This window comes from Streptomyces ruber, from assembly GCF_014648075.1.
Taxonomy (GTDB): Bacteria; Actinomycetota; Actinomycetes; order Streptomycetales; family Streptomycetaceae; genus Streptomyces; species Streptomyces ruber.
On sequence record NZ_BMQK01000001.1, the window covers coordinates 639,088 to 654,199 of the forward strand.

Here is a 15,112-nt window from a genome sequence, read left to right on the forward strand (position 1 = left end):
CCTCACGCCGCCGGCACCTGTCCGGCCTCGTCGACGATGCCGCTGTCGATGAGGGCGACGGAGGTCACGGCGGTGCCGGCCTTCCCCCAGGCGCCGTCCTCCACGAGGACCGTGCGCTCGCCCAGAAGGCGGGCCGTGCTCCTGTCGAAGATCCACTCAGTGCGTTCGCCATCGTGCACTCGGGCGACGGCCACCCCGTGGCGCCCGGCGGCGTCCACGGCGTCGGGGACGACGTCGACTCCGGGAATGAGAGCTGCGGCCCGGTAGAGCGCCGCAGCGGTCTCAGGGGGAGTCACTACGTTGCGCAGAAGATCGCCGATCGTGACGAAGGCCTGCTGGTCCGGTCCCGTCGTGGAGTCCGAACCGGGTCCGTGCTCTTTCTCGGCGGCATCGCGGATCAGCTCGAACAGGGCTTCGGGATCAGTCGGCAGGGCAGCCAGGAAGTCGTACGTCGGTGAGTTGAGACGGCCTCTGCCCGGAGTGCCCGGCAGCAAGCTGTCGACGCCACGCTTGCGCTGCAGGGTCGGCTCACTGCCGTCCACCGACGTCCACTGCTCCACGCTCTCGACCTCGCGCAAGAGGTCCATACCGCCGGCCTTGTTCTCGGACAGCACCGACGTATGGCCGACCGTCTTGACGTACGTGTACTGCCCGGCGTGCACCTCCGCCCGCGGCGTCGTGGCGGCTGCCAGGGCAGCTCTCTCCAACAGCTCGACCGACGCCGCCGAGGCGGGTGGCACGTCGTGCGGAGCGTCGACAGCTCCGGAGCCGAGACCGATGACGACGACGGCCGCGCCGACGGCCACTGCCGCACCCAGCGCCAGAGCGGTACGCCCCCTCAGTCGCAGTGCCGGCCGGGAGGAGCGGGATCGCGTCTGCCGATCGATCTCGCTCAGCAGGTGCTCACGGCGGGCTGCCAGGCGCCTCGGTGCCGGCTCCGGGCAGGGAGCCGGGGGCATGAGCCGGCTCGCCTGCTCGCGTTCGGCCTGTTCCCGCTGCTCCGGACTCATCGTGAACTCCTCCTGTGAACAGCGCGGGCGGCGGCCACCCCGCCCGCCGAGTTGTGTCCGCTGCCGGTCCGCGGTTCCGCGCCGTGCGGGTCCGACGCCAGCTCCTCCTCAGCGAGCCTGCGCAGTCTCTCTCTCGCTCGTGAGAGCCGGGAACGTACGGTGCCCACGGGGATCCCCAGCGCCTCGGCAGCCGCCGCGTACCCGAGACCGGACCAGACGACCAGCGTGAAGACCTCGCGCTCGGTCCGCTTCAGACGGTGCAGCGCCCGGGCCGCCGCGGCCAGCCGCTGAGCGTCAGCCATCTGCCCGACCACCTCGTCCGAGAAGTCGGGCGACGCCTCCGGAGACGGAAGACGGGACATCGCCTCCCGGTGCCGGCGTGCCGCCCGGGCGGTGTTGCGCATCACGTTGGTCGCGATGCCCAGGAGCCACGCCCGGACGCTCCTGACCTCCTCGTGCAGCTTGTCCCGTAGCCGCCAGGCCTCCAGGAAGGTGAGCGACATGACGTCCTCGGCGAGGGCCCAGTCGCCCGTCGTCCGGATCGCATGGGCGTAGACGACGCGCGCGTGCTCGTCGAAGATCTCGGCGAACGCCGCCCGATCGCCCGACCGGACCCGTTCATGCAAGGGGGAGTCCACAGTCATGAGTGTCCGCACGGCTTCAGCGGTTCCACATGTCCGTTACTGAGATGTAGCAGTGCCTGTACGCACACTTCGTCAAGGTGCTCGTCGTTCCAAGCACCCGTGCCCGTAACGCAGTTGAATGATCCCGGACTCACTCTGTGTGGACGCGCTCCGTACCTTCTGTGAGTCGATCAAGAAGATTCGGTGTTGGGCGGGCGGCGCCGTGGATATGGTGCTCGTGCAAGACGATGCGAAAGCTCGTCACAGGGGCGTACAGGGACGTACGAAACTGGGACGGACCCGAGCGAGACCAGGCAAGACCAGGCAAGACCGAGCGCCGCGCGGGCGGAACGTGAGCCCGCGCGAGCGACAGGGGCGATCTGAGGCGGTGGTCGACCACCCCGCCGCGGTGAGAAGTGGGTGGTGTGCACGGTGCCGACCGCGATAGCCGTCACCAGTTCCGATCTGGTGCTTCCGCCCCTGGACCGGCAGACCCCTCCCGCCGTCGTCCAGCCGCAGGACACCCTGGAGGGAACCCTCGTCTCGATGCACGCCCTGGTCGAGCAGCACGGGTACGTCATCGCGCTGTACTCGCCCTCCGCTCAGCGGGAGGCCGGGCGGCGGCTGCACACCGTACGGTCCGTGCTCGAAAGCGACCGGATCGCGCTGGTCGGGATTGATCTGCCACCGCTCGGGATCGCCCTGCTGGCCCAGCAGTTACGGCAGCTGTCCGCCTGTGACTTCAGTCCGGGCGTGCTCGCCTCCTCCGTGCGTCTCCTCGCCCACTACATCTACTCCGGCGCCCTCCTCGGCTCGGTCGCCAAGCTCGACCGCGTGCCGGTGTCCCTCAAGTCCCACGCCAAGTCGTGGATGCCCGGCGCCCAGTTCGCCGTACTCGCCAATCCGCGCCCCCAGCTGGTACGCGTCGGGGAGGGCGAGCTCACCGGCCCCGAGTTCGGTACGCGGCTGTTCGTCGCGTCCGGGCAGGCGCCCTCCGACTGGGTGACCGCGACCCTCGCGCCCGCCTGGAAGGCGCAGGGGGTGGCGAACGTCCCCCTGCCCGACGGATCCGCGCGCTGGTGGGGGACCGGGAAGCTCGTCGAGTTCGCCGCCGGGCTGACCGACGTGGCCGTGCTCTACCAGCTCGTGTCGTCCGTGCGCCGCGAGCGCTGCCACTGGTGCGGCCTCGAACTCATCGGCGACCGCTGCGGGTTCTGCGCGGCGCCGCTGACCGACCTCCCGCCGCCCACGGCGACCTCCACCGCCCCGGCCTCCCGTACGGCGGTACGGGCCCTGCCGCGGGGCGGCACACCATGATCCGCCCGCACCGCACCCCCCGCTCACGTGCCACGACCCGTCCGTCCCCGCTCCCCTCGAGGTTGTCCGCGTCATGAACTCACGCCAGCGCCGCGGCGTCGTCCTGCTGGTCCTCTCGGCCCTGTGCGCCCTCGGAGCCTTCGCCGGGGTGCTCTCGGTGATCCGCGACGTGAACGGGAAGGTCGGGCCGGAGGTGGACGCGTACCGGCTGAAGAGCGACGTCGCGCCGTACGAGGAGCTCACGGCCGCCCGGTTCGAGCGGGTCTCGATGCCGGAGCGGTGGCTGTCCGCGACGGCCGTCACCGACCTCGCCGACATCCGGGGGAAGATCGCCGTGACGGAGCTCAAGAAGGGGTCCCTGCTGCAGCGCGACATGATCGTCGACCGGCCCGAGCTCCAGGCCGGACAGCAGGAGATCGCCATCATGATCGACGCCTCCACCGGTGTGGCGGGGAAGATCAACCCCGGCTCTCGGGTCAACATCTTCGCCACCTTCGCCGCCGACGACAGCACCACCGGCGCCGACCAGTCCAAGCTGATCGTCGCCGGGGCGCGCGTCATCGACGTCGGCGAGCTGACCGCCCTGGAGTCCGGCCGGTCCAGCAGCGAACGGCGCCGTACCGCCACCGAGGCCGTCCCCATCACCTTCGCCCTCGGCACGGCGGACGCCCAGCGCGTCGCCTACGCCGAGTCGTTCGCCGAGCACGTCCGCCTCGCCCTGGTGGCGGGCGGCGACGACACCGCCGTGTCGCCCGGCGACCGCACGTACACCCTCGACGAGGACAAGTAGGAGGCCGCGCATGACGCCTGTCCGTCACGTCGCCGCGGGGATGCGCCCATGACCGTCCGCATCCTCCCCGCCGTCGGGGACATCGATTCCGCCCGCGCGCTGACCACCCTGCTGAGCCAGCTCGCGGACACCGAACCGGCGCCCCCGGTCCCGGACGCGACCGCCCTGCTCGACACCCTCGCGCGCCTCGCCGCCGAGTCCCTGGACGAGCTGCCCGAGGTCGTCCTCGTGCACGAGCGGATCGGCCCCGTGCCCGCGCTGGACCTCATCCGCGACCTCGCCATGCGCTTCCCCGCGGTCGGCGTCGTCCTCATCACCGCCGACACCAGCACGGGCGTGCTGACGGCCGCCATGGACTCCGGCGCCCGCGGCATCGTCACCCTGCCCCTCGGCTACGACGCCCTCGCCGAACGCGTCCAGGCCGCCGCCACCTGGGCCGCCGGCATGCGGCGCCACCTCTCCACCGGTACGCCCGAGCTGTACTCCGGGCCGGGCGGCACCCTCGTCACCGTCACCGGCGCGAAGGGCGGCGTCGGCACCACCGTCACCGCCGTCCACCTGGCCCTCGCGGCCCGCGCCTCCGGCCGTACGGTCGCGCTGCTCGACCTGGACCTCCAGTCCGGCGACGTCGCCTCCTACCTGGACGTCCAGTTCCGCCGGTCCGTCGCCGACCTCGCGGGGATCACGGACATCAACCCGCGCGTCCTCCAGGAGGCGGTCTTCACCCACGACACCGGCCTCGCCCTCCTCCTCGCCCCCGCCGAGGGCGAACGCGGCGAGGAGGTCACCGACCGGGTGACCCGCCAGGTGGTCAGCGCCCTGCGCGCCCGGCACGACATCGTCGTCGTGGACTGCGGCTCCCAGATGAACGCGGCGACCGCGGCGGCCGTCGAGATGGCCGACCAGGCGCTGCTGCTGGTCACCCCGGACGTCGTCGCCGTCCGCGCCGCCAAGCGCATGGTCCGCCTCTGGGAACGGCTCCAGATCCGCAAGGCCGAGGAGACCCTCACCGTCGTCAACCGGCACTCGCGCGGTACGGAGCTCCAGCCCCCGCTGGTGGAGAAGGTCACCGGGACGAAGGTCGCCCGCGTCGCCGTCCCCGCCGCCTTCAAGGAGCTCCAGCCGGTCGTCGACGCGGGACGGCTGCACGATCTGGAGGCCCGGTCCACCGTCAAGCAGGCCCTGTGGTCGCTGGCCGGAGAGCTCGGTCTCGTCAGGACGCAGGAGGGCGGGAGCGGTCACGGCCGGCGCCGCAAGCCGTCCGCGGACCGGGGCGCGCTCGTCCTGCGCCGCCGGGGCGGCGACCGCGGCTCGGTGACCCTGGAGTTCGCGGGCATCTTTCCGCTGATCCTCGTGGTGATGGCGATCCTGTGGCAGTGCGTGCTGTACGGCTACACGTACTCGATCGCGGGCAACGCGGCGGACGAGGCGGCGCGGGCGGCGACGGCGGCGTACGCGGTCGACGGTGACGTGGCGGGCGCCTGCGCGTCCGCCGGGAGCGCGCACCTGCCGGGCGCCTGGACCGCCGACATCGACTGCGGCGCGGAGGGCTCCGTCATGACGGCCACGGTCAGCGCCGACGTCCCGCTCTTCTTCCCCGGCTTCGACCCGGGCTGGCCGCAGGTCGAGGGCCGGGCGGGCGCCGCCCTGGAGGGGAACGCCCGATGAGGGGACTGCTCGAGCGCGCCCGGCGGCGGTCCCGGGACGACCGTGGCGTCTCCATGCTGGAGTTCGCGGGCTTCCTGCCGATCCTGCTCGTGGTCGGCATGGCCGCCATCCAGCTCGGGCTCGTCGGATACGGGATCAACCAGGCCGGCACGGCCGCGCGGGCCGCCGCACGGGCCGAGTCCCTGGAGCCCGGCACGGGCGCCGCGGCGGGCCGGGCGGCGGCCAGCGGTTGGCTGGACCCGGATCCCGCGGTCGCCCCGGGCGGCGGAGGCGGCGACACCACCACCGCCACGGTCACCGTGACCGTCCCCTCGGTCATCCCGCTGTTCGAGGTCCCCGCGATCCAGCGCAGCGCCACCATGCCCAACGACGACTGAGCCCCCGTACGTGAACGTCCGAGAGGAGTTGACGAAGAGATGAGCCTGCGATCCCGCATCGCCGCCCCCGAGAAGGACCGGGGAACCGACCGCGAGGACGGACACCTCGTGCCCGTCTACCGGGCCAAGCTCCTTGAGGAGATCGACCTCGCCGAGATGTCGGGCCTGGCGGCCGGCGAGCGCCGGGCCCGGCTGGAGCGCGTCCTCGGCCACATCATCAGCCGCGAGGGACCGGTCCTCTCCTCCGCCGAGCGCTCGCAGCTCATCCGGCGCGTCGTGGACGAGGCCCTCGGCCTGGGCGTCCTCGAACCCCTCCTCGCCGACGCGTCCATCACCGAGATCATGGTCAACGGCCCCGACTCGATCTTCGTGGAGCGCGCCGGCCGGGTCGAACAGCTGCCGCTCCGCTTCGCCTCCACCGAGCAGCTCATGCAGACCATCGAGCGCATCGTGTCGACCGTGAACCGGCGCGTGGACGAGTCCAACCCCATGGTCGACGCCCGCCTGCCCACCGGCGAGCGCGTCAACGTGATCATCCCGCCGCTCGCCCTCAACGGCCCGACCCTCACGATCCGCCGCTTCCCGCGCGCGTACACGCTGCCGGAGCTGATCGGCCTCGGCTCGCTGGACGAGCAGATGCTGATGCTGCTCGCCGCCTTCGTCCGGGCCCGCTTCAACGTGATCGTCAGCGGCGGTACGGGCACCGGCAAGACCACCCTCCTCAACGCCCTCTCCGGACTGATCCCGTCCCACGAGCGCATCGTCACCATCGAGGACTCCGCCGAGCTCCAGCTCCAGCAGGACCACGTCATCCCGCTGGAGTCCCGGCCCCCGAACGTCGAGGGCAAGGGCCAGGTCACCATCCGCGACCTAGTCCGCAACTCCCTCCGCATGCGCCCCGACCGCATCATCGTCGGCGAGGTCCGCGGCGGCGAGACCCTCGACATGCTCCAGGCCATGTCGACCGGCCACGACGGCTCCCTCGCCACGGTCCACGCGAACTCGGCGGAGGACGCGCTGATGCGCCTCCAGACCCTCGGCTCCATGTCCGAGGTGCTGATCCCCTTCGAGGCGCTCAAGGACCAGATCAACTCCGCGGTCGACGTCGTCGTCCAGCTCACCCGCTTCGCCGACGGCTCCCGCAGGATCACGGAGATCGCGCTGCTCGTCTCCCACGGCCGCGAACAGTTCCGGATAGCGACGGTCTCCCGCTTCGTGCCGCAGCCCCTCGGCCCCGACCGCGTCGTCCACGGCCGCTTCGAGCACCTGCCGGTGCCCCGCCCGGTCGCGGAGAAGCTGTACGTGGCCAACGAACCGCTGCCGCCCGCGTTCGGCGTCGCGGAGGCCATCGACGTACTCGCCACCAGGCAGGCTCTCGGATGACCACGAACACCACGCTCCTCGCCCTGGGCGCCACCGTGCTGTGCCTGACCCTCGCGGTCGCGGGCGTGCACACGTACGCCTCGGGCCGCGCCCACCAGCGGGCGCTCGTCGACCGGCTCGCCGGGACCGCACCGGCCCGCACGGGCGGCGGGCGCGTCCGCCGCTTCCGGGCCGTCGACCGCCGGCTGCGCCGCACCCGCCTCGGCCGTACGGTCCACCTCCGGCTGTCGGCCACGGGCCTGGACCTGACGGCGGGGGAGTTCGTGAGTTACGTCGCCGCGGTCGTCGTCGCCCTGTGGCTGATCGCCGCCGCGGCACTGGCCCCGTTCTTCGGCCCGATCGCCGCGGCGGTCGGTGTCTGGGGCGCGGCGATCTTCCTCAACTGGCAGCGCCAGAAGCGCATCGAGGCCTTCATCAACCAGCTCCCGGACGTGGCCCGCCTCCTCGCCAACGCCACGGCCGCCGGTCTCGCCCTGCGCACGGCCCTGGCGATGGCGGCCGAGGAACTGGAGGCCCCGGCGGGCGAGGAGCTCGCGCGCGTGGCCGACCAGCTCACCCTGGGCCGCTCGGTGGACGACGCGCTCGGCGAGCTGGCCGAGCGCCTGCCCTCCCGCGAACTGGCCGTCCTCGTGACGACACTCGTCCTGTCCAACCGGGCGGGCGGCTCGGTGGTCGGCTCCCTGCGCAACCTGACCCAGACCCTGGAGGACAGGAAGGAGACCAGGCGCGAGGTCCGCACGATGCTCTCCGAGGTCAACGCCACGGCCTTCACGGTCCCGCTGCTCGGCCTCGGCTCCCTCCTGCTGATCAACACCTCGAACGAGGGCGCGCTCTCCCGGGTCACCGGCTCTCCGCTCGGTCAGGCGCTGGTGCTGCTCGCCCTCGGCCTCTACACGGTCGGCTTCTTCGTCATCCGCCGCCTCGGCAAGATCGAAGTGTGAGAGGGGAGGCCGGAATGGACCTGCTGCCCGTACTCCTCGCCCTGCTGACGGCCGTCTCGGTCGCGGGCGTCCTGCTCGGCATCCGCATGATCCGGGCCGAGGCCAAGCTCCCCGGCGACCTGGCCCTCGCGCTGGAGGTCGGCGCGACCCGCGTCTCCAAGGCGGACTCGGCCGTCGACCGCCTCGGCATGCGCTTCGCGCCGTACGTCCTCCGCCTGATGGGCCCGCGCCGCGTCGAGGCCAAGCGCCGCCGCATCGACATGGCGGGCAACCCGGGCGGCCTGACCCTGAACCGCTACGCGGCCCGCCGCGCGGTCTACGGCTTCTTCGGCGTTTTCATGGCCCTGGTCTTCCTCACCAACGACTCACCCCTCCTCGCGGCCCTCACGCTCGCCTTCGGCCTGCTGGCCGCCGACGCCGCGATCCTCCAGGCCATGCGCGAACGCAAGGACGTCATCGACCGCACCCTCCCGGACTTCCTGGACGTCCTCGCGGTCGTCGTCTCGGCGGGCCTCGGCTTCCGCCAGGCCCTGGACCGGGTGGCGGAGAAGTACGAGGGCCCCTGGGCCGACGAGCTGCGCATCACCCTGCGCCAGATGGACATGGGCGTCAGCCGCCGCCAGGCCTTCGACGAACTGCGCAAACGCAACTCGTCCGAACAGGTCGCCCAGTTCGTCTCCGCCCTCCAGCAGGGCGAGGAGCTCGGCTCCCCGATCGCCGAGACCCTCATCCAGCTCGCCACGGACATGCGCCGCACGGACGCCCAGAACGCCAGGCGCCGCGCGGCCAAGACCGTCCCCAAGGCGACGATGGTGACCCTGGTCTTCATGCTCCCCGCGACGATGATCCTCATCGCGACGGGCATGTTCCTGGGCTCGGGCACGAACTTCGGCGACATCCTGGGCCGATGATGAGGGGCTTCCGGCGCGTGTGCCGTCACGGGACCCGGCTGCGGGGAGTGCCCTCCGGCTACCTCGCGGACGACGTCCCCGCCCCCGCGAGCCTCCGCCTCCAGCTCAACGCCCTCCAGTCGCTCTGCCGCCAGACGATCGCCGTCCGGCTGGCGGCGCTCGTCGTCGGCACCCCGTTCGCGATGGCGGGCGCGGCGGACGGCGCCCCGAGGCACGCCGTACTGATCGCCGCGGTGCTCGCCATCACGGGCTCGTACGCCATGCTCCGGGACTGGGACCGCTTCGGCCCCCGCCTCCTCGCGCACCCGACCCTGATGGCCCTGGACCTCGTCCTCGGCGCGGTCCTCCTCCTCACGGCGTCCCCGGCCTCGCCGCTCGCCTACGCGACGGTCTGCACCCCGCTCCTCGCGGGCCTCCTGTACGGCTGGCGCGGCTCGGGCGTCTTCACCGGCCTCCAGCTGACGGTCCTGCTGACGGTGTACCGCGCCTGGGAGCACCGCCCCGGCGCGGGCACCAACACGGTCCTGATCCTGGGCTTCTGCGCGGGGGCGGGCATCATCGGCGTCACCCTCCGCAACCTCCTCTTCCGCTTCGGCGCGGCGACGGAGGCGCTGGCGGAGGCGACCTCCCGCCTCGCCGTGGCCGAAGCCGTGGAGACGGAACGCGCCCGCCTGGCCCGCGAACTGCACGACTCGGTGGCCAAGACCCTGCACGGCCTGGCCCTGACGGCGGACGCCCTGTCGGCCTCGGCGGCCCGCTCGGCCGACCCGGCCGTCCTCCAGCGGCAGGCGGAGCTGGTGGCGTCGGCGGCGCGGCGGGCGGCGGGGGAGTCCCGCGACCTGCTGTCGGACCTGCGCCGGCACACGGACCTGACGGGAACACCGGGAGTATCGGGAGCAACGGGTACGGACCTCGGCACCGCGCTGTCCCGGCTGACCGAGGACTTCACGGCCCGTACGGCGGCGCAGGTGCGCCTGGGCCGCACGCATCCGTCACCGAGCGCCCCGTCGCCCCCGCTGCCCACGGAGACGGGGGACCACCTCCTGGCGATCGTCGCGGAGGCCCTGGAGAACGCGCACCGCCACGCGCGGGCGACGGAGGTGGTGGTCGAGGCATGGACCCACGCCGGCACGCTCCACCTCACCGTCACGGACGACGGCGTGGGCCTGCCCCCCGGTCTCACCCCGCTCACGGCGGCCCGCGCCGGACACTTCGGACTCCTGGGCATGACGGAACGGGCCCGCACGATCGGCGCCCGCCTGTCCTTCCCCCACCCGCCCACCGGAGGCACCTCGATCGAGGTGACCCTCCCCCTCCCGCTGCCGAACGCCCCCCGAGAGGAGGCGGCCCATGCCTGACGAGACCGCTCCGGCCGATCCCCTTCGCGTACTCGTCGCCGACGACAACCCGGTCGTCCGCGCCGGCCTCGCCGCCCTGCTCGGCGACCACCCCGACATCGAGGTGGTCGCACAGGCGGTGGACGGCGAGGAGGCGGTACGGCTGGCCGGCGCCCACCGCCCCGACGTGATCCTGCTGGACGTCCGCATGCCGGGCACGGACGGCCTGACGGCGCTGCCCGCGCTCGTCGCTCTGGCCCCCGTGATGATGCTGACGTACAGCCGCGAACCGGAGGTCGTGGCGGAGGCGCTGCGCCGGGGCGCGTCCGGCTATCTGGTGCACGGGGAGTTCACGGCGGCCCAGCTGATCGACGCGGTACGGGACGTGACGACGGGCCATCGCCCCCTCTCGCCCTCGCTCGGTGCTCCCTCGCTTGGCGCTTCATACGAACCCGTACACGAATTCCAAGAAGCCTCTTCGCGAGTGCAACCGTTTATGGCACAGTCGTCGTCACGGTCGCCATTACGGCGCCCGCGCGCATCCGGCATGCCCAACCGCCGGTCTTTCGGCCTGAGTTCGAGGGAGGTGGAGGTGATGGACCTCATCGCGTCCGGCATGAACAACCGCCAGATCGCCGCCGCCTGCTTCATCAGCGAAAAGACCGTGAAGAACCACATCAACCGCATCTTCGCGAAACTGCACAGCTCCTCACGCAGCGAAGCGATCGCCCACTGGCTCGGGACCGCACGGGAGGGGTGGACCCGGTGAGTGCGGACGTACGGACGGGTGTACGGGTGGCGCGAAGAAGTTGGGCCCTGGGACCCACTCGCGGTAGGCGAACTCTCACGTACGGTGCTGCGGTCGACAGTGGCAGGGTGCGGGAGGGCAGACGTCGTGAGCAGGTTCGGCAGTTGGAAGCGGGTTGTCGCCTCTCGGATGCGGGGGGAGAAGCGGGACGCCGGGGCCGGTTTCGTGGAGTACGCGGGGCTGCTGATCATCATTGCGGGGATCTTCGTGCTGATCGACGGACTCGGGCTGGACGGGATGATCTCCGGAGCCATCCGCGACGCCGTCCAGGACGTCATCGGCGGTGGCTGACGCCCAGGGGCGTCCGTGACGACCGGGGGCAGACCCTCCCCATCTACATCTGGCTGACGGCGATCGTGCTCTTCGCGGCCCTGGCGGTCTTTGTGTTCGCCCAGGCGGCGTCGGCTCGCAACGGTGCCCAGTCGGCGGCGGACGCCGCGGCGCTGGCCGCGGCGCAGCAGGCCCGGGACGAGCTGGTGCTCGATCTGGGGGACGTCATCGGCGAGGACGCCGACTGGCTCGACTGGCTGGACCTGCCCGGCGAGGCGCTGACCGTCGGCGACGCCGAAGCGGCGGCCCGGCAGCTGGCCGCCGACAACGACTCGGCCGTCGAGGCGTTCCAGCAGCGGCAGGTGGACGGTCGTCCCGGTTTCCAGGTCGATGTCCGGACGAACTACGCCGTCGGCGAGTCGATCATCCCCGGTACGGAGAACATGCGGGCCCGCGCCAGCGCCACGGCCGTCATCCAGCCGCGCTGCGACTTCTCCCTCGACGCGGATCCCGCGCAGCCCGTGGAACTGAATTGCGACGGCGAGCCCGTGAACATCGACCCCGAAGACTTCGATCCGGACGACCTCCCCGACGCGTCCGTGATGTTCTCCGTGCATCTGGCCGAGTGAGAGGAAGCCGTACCCATGACATCCCGGTACACGGTGAGGGGCCGTATGGCTCTCACTTCACTGTCGATCGCCGCCGGTCTCGTTCTCACGGTGACGGGCTGCGGTGGGGGCGGGGACGATGACAAGTCCGGCTCCGCCTCGTCCACCGCTCCCTCCGACGAGGCCGACGGCGGCGACGAGCGCGACTCCGAAGCCCCCGCCGCCGAGCCGGCGCTGGCCGAGGTGTCCAACGGCGACATCAGGCTCAGCGTCACCTCGGCCCACCGCGATCAGGGCGGCTACGTGACCGTGAGCGGCACGGTCACCAACAGCGGCGGTGACTTCTTCCCTGCCGCGGACTGGCGGGGCGACGAGCGCGAACTGAACAAGAACGGCGCGTCCCTGGCGGGTGCCTCCCTGGTCGACGGCCAGGGCAAGAAGAAGTACCTGGTGCTCCGTGACACGCAGGGACGCTGCCTGTGCACGAAGTTCGAAGGGGGCGGCGTCGAGTCCGGGGCCACCACGGAGTGGTACGCCCAGTTCCCCGCACCCCCCGAAGGCACCACCGCCGTCGACTTCCAGGTCGGCACCATGCCCCCCGCCCCCATCGAACTCTCCACGGGCGGCGAGTGACATGGCCCCCCTCATCCCCCGCACCGCCACCGCGACCGGCCTGACGGGCATCCTCGCCCTGGCCACCCTCGTCTGGCTCACCCCCGCCCCCGCCCTGGCGGACGACGAGCCGAGCGAACCCCCGGGCACCGTCACCACCTCCCCGCCCCCCGAGGTCGACGCCAACAGTCCCGGACTCAAGCTCGCCGAAGGCGCCACCCTGGCGTCGGCCAAGGTGCTGGACATCAAGTCGGTCGTCGAGGACCTCGGCGGCGAGGAGCGCCGCGAGGACACCAACACGAACGTGACGTTCGCGCTCCAGGCGGAGGTGCTGTTCGCCAAGGACAGCGCGAAGCTCAATCCGGAGGCGAACGCCCGTATAGAGGCGATCGCGCAGGAGATCGAGGGACAGAACCCCTCCACGGTCCGCGTCTTCGGCTTCACCGACGACCTGGGCACGTACGAACACGGCGTCACCCTGTCCAAGAACCGCGCCGAAGCCGTCCACAACAGGCTGGCGAGCTCCCTCGGCCCGAACGTCACCTTCGAGGTGCGCGGCTACAGCGAGGACTACCCCATCGCCGACAACTCCACGGAGGAGGGCCGCCGCAAGAACCGTCGGGTGGAGGTTTCGTTCCCGCGGGACGGCGGAGGCGGCCAGAACTAGGGTCGTCCGCGCCTCTCCGCTGCGGCGTGCCACCAGCCGGGCGGAGACGGACCGGTGACCCTGGCGGTGGGCTGGTCGGGATGGAGCCCGAGCTGTCGTAACGCGTGCGCACGGACGCGGACGTCGAACCGGCCGTGCCAGTGGCCGTCAGAACCGATGCCGCAGGCCAGGTCCCACCGGATGTCGTCCGGGGCGAAGGGCATCCAGTCGATGCCCCGGTCGCGCAGTCAACCGCGTACGGCCGCCATCGGCTGCGGCCGCCCCGGCACGTTCTCGTAGACCGCGACGGTGACCCAACCCAGGTCCGTGCTCGGTGCGTCCATGGCGTCCATGGCGTCCATGATGCCGCAGCCGGCGGCTACTCGGCCGGGGCGGTCGAGTCCCCTTCCTCCCGCGGATAGGCGATGAAGGAGCCCCTCGCGGGGAGGGTGACCACGAGACCGTGTTCGCGGAGTTCGCGAATGGCGCGTCGGGCGGTCAGATACGCGACCCCGTACTCCGCCCCGAGGTCACGTTCCCCCGGCAGTCGGGCTCCGGGGCGTAGTTCACCGGAGGCGATCCGGGTCGCGATGTGGTCGGCCACCTGCATATAGACGTACGCGATTTCGTTGGGGTCGATTGGTGACCGACCTGATCCCGCTGTCATGGCGAGCACGGTATGACCGGGTCGCCGTAGGCAGTGCAATACCGCTTTATGCCACACATTCGAGTCATAGCGCGCGCTGGCGGGCGACCGGGAGAAGCGGCGGGGCTGTACGACCCTCGCCGGGCAGTCAGCCGCTCGTGGGGAGGAGAGGAGCTGCGGGGTCTACTCTTCGCTCTGGCCGTCGGTCGGGTTCCCGGGAAGCGGGTCGGCCACGAACGTGCCTTTACCGTGCACGGTGACGATGAGCCCCCGGTCGCGGAGGACCTGTGCGGCGCGGCGAACCGTCAGGTAGGCGACTCCGTACTCGACGGCAAGATCCCGTTCGGCGGGCAGTCGGGCTCCGGGGCTCAGCTCACCCGCTGCGATGCGAGCCGCCACGTGATCCGCCAGGGCGACGTACACGAGCTGCGGCCCTCGCGGGTTGAAGTCCGGGACCTCGTTCATGTCACTCACATGGCTACCGTAAGCGCTTCTGACCTGCGAATACCCTCGTTAAGCTATTCAGAGCTATACATGCGTTGCCAGGGTCGACAGCGGTAACGAAGGCCCCGGCGACGGTTCGCGGCCGTCCCGGGGCGTGGCCGAACGCTTAGAAGGAGCGTCGACATGCTGGACCTTACCGTTCGACTGCTCGCCTGGGTGCTGAACATCTGCATGCCCAGCCCGCGAGGCCGACACCGCGCCGCAACCGCCGTCCCCGCCCCTGTTCCAGCTCCCCGCATCCTGCCGCCCCCCTGCCGCTTCACCGAACGCCTCGACGGCGAAGCGCGCCGTCTGATCCGCCCCTACGTGCTCACTCCCGATGAGCGCCGCAGGCAACGCGAACGCCGCCGCGCCCTCTGCCTGGCGACCGTCGGCATCGGCACCGGCCCGCGCCGCATCCACGGCGTCCGGGTGGGGGCGGCCCGATGAGGAAGAGCATCCGCCTGTGCGCCCGCTGCGGATGCGTGACCGAGCACCCGGTCCTCGTCCACGAGGTCCCCGCCGCCGTCGGCCCCGGCTTCAACGTCTACGCCTGCCCGGACTGTGCCACGTACTACCCGTCCCCGCAGCCGTCCCCGCCCCCACCTCGGTCCCGCATGACGATCCGCGTCTACAGGATCGGGCGTGACGGGAGCACCGACCGCGACCGGGCAAAACTCCG

Annotated in this window: 19 protein-coding genes; 14 read left to right on the forward strand and 5 right to left on the reverse strand. The window is 71.8% G+C overall.

Annotation, left to right across the window (positions count from 1 at the left end):
• Positions 1–2: 2 nt before the first annotated feature.
• Together IEZ04_RS02990 and IEZ04_RS02995 are read right to left on the reverse strand one after the other, a co-directional pair.
• Positions 3–1,010 carry a CU044_5270 family protein gene (locus IEZ04_RS02990; protein ID WP_189214997.1) on the reverse strand — a complete coding sequence of 336 codons (1,008 nt, stop codon included), beginning with the start codon at positions 1,008–1,010 and terminating at the stop codon, positions 3–5.
• Complete coding sequence (locus IEZ04_RS02995; RefSeq protein ID WP_189214998.1) at positions 1,007–1,654, reverse strand: RNA polymerase sigma factor; 648 nt, start codon at positions 1,652–1,654, stop codon at positions 1,007–1,009. The genes IEZ04_RS02990 and IEZ04_RS02995 overlap by 4 nt, the downstream gene beginning before the upstream one ends.
• 411 nt (positions 1,655–2,065) lie before the next feature.
• On the opposite strand from IEZ04_RS02995, the gene IEZ04_RS03000 reads away from it, so the two are divergent.
• The 13 genes from IEZ04_RS03000 to IEZ04_RS03060 all read left to right on the forward strand — a co-directional run bounded on the left by IEZ04_RS03000 (position 2,066) and on the right by IEZ04_RS03060 (position 13,322).
• Positions 2,066–2,950: a hypothetical protein gene (locus IEZ04_RS03000; protein WP_229820800.1), complete on the forward strand. Its 885-nt coding sequence runs from the start codon at positions 2,066–2,068 to the stop codon at positions 2,948–2,950.
• Positions 2,951–3,023: 73 nt separating this feature from the next.
• The gene (gene cpaB, locus IEZ04_RS03005) at positions 3,024–3,740 is read left to right on the forward strand and encodes a Flp pilus assembly protein CpaB (protein ID WP_189215000.1); all 717 of its coding nucleotides are present in this window, start codon (positions 3,024–3,026) and stop codon (positions 3,738–3,740) included.
• Between the two features lie 48 nt (positions 3,741–3,788).
• On the forward strand, positions 3,789–5,408 hold the full coding sequence (locus IEZ04_RS03010; RefSeq protein WP_189215001.1) for a CpaE/TadZ family protein: 1,620 nt from the start codon (positions 3,789–3,791) through the stop codon (positions 5,406–5,408).
• Positions 5,405–5,785, forward strand: coding sequence for a TadE/TadG family type IV pilus assembly protein (locus IEZ04_RS03015; protein ID WP_229820801.1), 381 nt, complete (start codon positions 5,405–5,407; stop codon positions 5,783–5,785). The genes IEZ04_RS03010 and IEZ04_RS03015 overlap by 4 nt, the downstream gene beginning before the upstream one ends.
• 39 nt (positions 5,786–5,824) lie before the next feature.
• Positions 5,825–7,168 carry a TadA family conjugal transfer-associated ATPase gene (locus IEZ04_RS03020; protein ID WP_189215002.1) on the forward strand — a complete coding sequence of 448 codons (1,344 nt, stop codon included), beginning with the start codon at positions 5,825–5,827 and terminating at the stop codon, positions 7,166–7,168.
• Positions 7,165–8,109, forward strand: a complete 945-nt coding sequence (locus IEZ04_RS03025) for a type II secretion system F family protein (RefSeq protein ID WP_189215003.1) — start codon at positions 7,165–7,167, stop codon at positions 8,107–8,109. Before IEZ04_RS03020 ends, IEZ04_RS03025 begins: the two co-directional genes overlap by 4 nt.
• Before the next feature lie 14 nt (positions 8,110–8,123).
• Entirely contained in the window at positions 8,124–9,020 is an 897-nt protein-coding gene (locus tag IEZ04_RS03030; protein WP_189215004.1) for a DUF5936 domain-containing protein, read from the forward strand.
• Positions 9,017–10,378 (forward strand): sensor histidine kinase, encoded by a 1,362-nt coding sequence (locus IEZ04_RS03035; RefSeq protein WP_189215005.1) that lies wholly within the window; start codon positions 9,017–9,019, stop codon positions 10,376–10,378. The genes IEZ04_RS03030 and IEZ04_RS03035 overlap by 4 nt, the downstream gene beginning before the upstream one ends.
• Complete coding sequence (locus IEZ04_RS03040) at positions 10,371–11,126, forward strand: response regulator (protein WP_189215006.1); 756 nt, start codon at positions 10,371–10,373, stop codon at positions 11,124–11,126. Before IEZ04_RS03035 ends, IEZ04_RS03040 begins: the two co-directional genes overlap by 8 nt.
• 126 nt (positions 11,127–11,252) lie before the next feature.
• A complete protein-coding gene (locus IEZ04_RS03045) occupies positions 11,253–11,456 on the forward strand; it encodes a hypothetical protein (protein ID WP_189215421.1) in 204 nt (67 codons plus the stop codon).
• A complete protein-coding gene (locus tag IEZ04_RS03050; protein ID WP_189215383.1) occupies positions 11,453–12,064 on the forward strand; it encodes a pilus assembly protein TadG-related protein in 612 nt (203 codons plus the stop codon). The genes IEZ04_RS03045 and IEZ04_RS03050 overlap by 4 nt, the downstream gene beginning before the upstream one ends.
• Positions 12,065–12,079: 15 nt before the next feature.
• The gene (locus IEZ04_RS03055) at positions 12,080–12,676 is read left to right on the forward strand and encodes a hypothetical protein (protein WP_189215007.1); all 597 of its coding nucleotides are present in this window, start codon (positions 12,080–12,082) and stop codon (positions 12,674–12,676) included.
• Between the two features lies 1 nt (position 12,677).
• On the forward strand, positions 12,678–13,322 hold the full coding sequence (locus IEZ04_RS03060) for an OmpA family protein (protein WP_189215008.1): 645 nt from the start codon (positions 12,678–12,680) through the stop codon (positions 13,320–13,322).
• Here IEZ04_RS03060 and IEZ04_RS34575 read toward each other — a convergent pair.
• From IEZ04_RS34575 to IEZ04_RS03070, 3 genes are all read right to left on the reverse strand, one after another.
• Positions 13,319–13,525, reverse strand: a complete 207-nt coding sequence (locus IEZ04_RS34575) for a hypothetical protein (protein WP_229820803.1) — start codon at positions 13,523–13,525, stop codon at positions 13,319–13,321. The genes IEZ04_RS03060 and IEZ04_RS34575 overlap by 4 nt on opposite strands.
• Positions 13,526–13,680: 155 nt before the next feature.
• Entirely contained in the window at positions 13,681–13,968 is a 288-nt protein-coding gene (locus IEZ04_RS03065; protein ID WP_189215009.1) for a winged helix-turn-helix domain-containing protein, read from the reverse strand.
• 162 nt (positions 13,969–14,130) lie between these two features.
• On the reverse strand, positions 14,131–14,412 hold the full coding sequence (locus IEZ04_RS03070; protein ID WP_189215384.1) for a GntR family transcriptional regulator: 282 nt from the start codon (positions 14,410–14,412) through the stop codon (positions 14,131–14,133).
• Between the two features lie 162 nt (positions 14,413–14,574).
• Here IEZ04_RS03070 and IEZ04_RS03075 point away from each other — a divergent pair, with 162 nt between their 5' ends.
• Complete coding sequence (locus IEZ04_RS03075) at positions 14,575–14,880, forward strand: hypothetical protein (protein WP_189215422.1); 306 nt, start codon at positions 14,575–14,577, stop codon at positions 14,878–14,880.
• Positions 14,881–15,112: the final 232 nt, after the last annotated feature.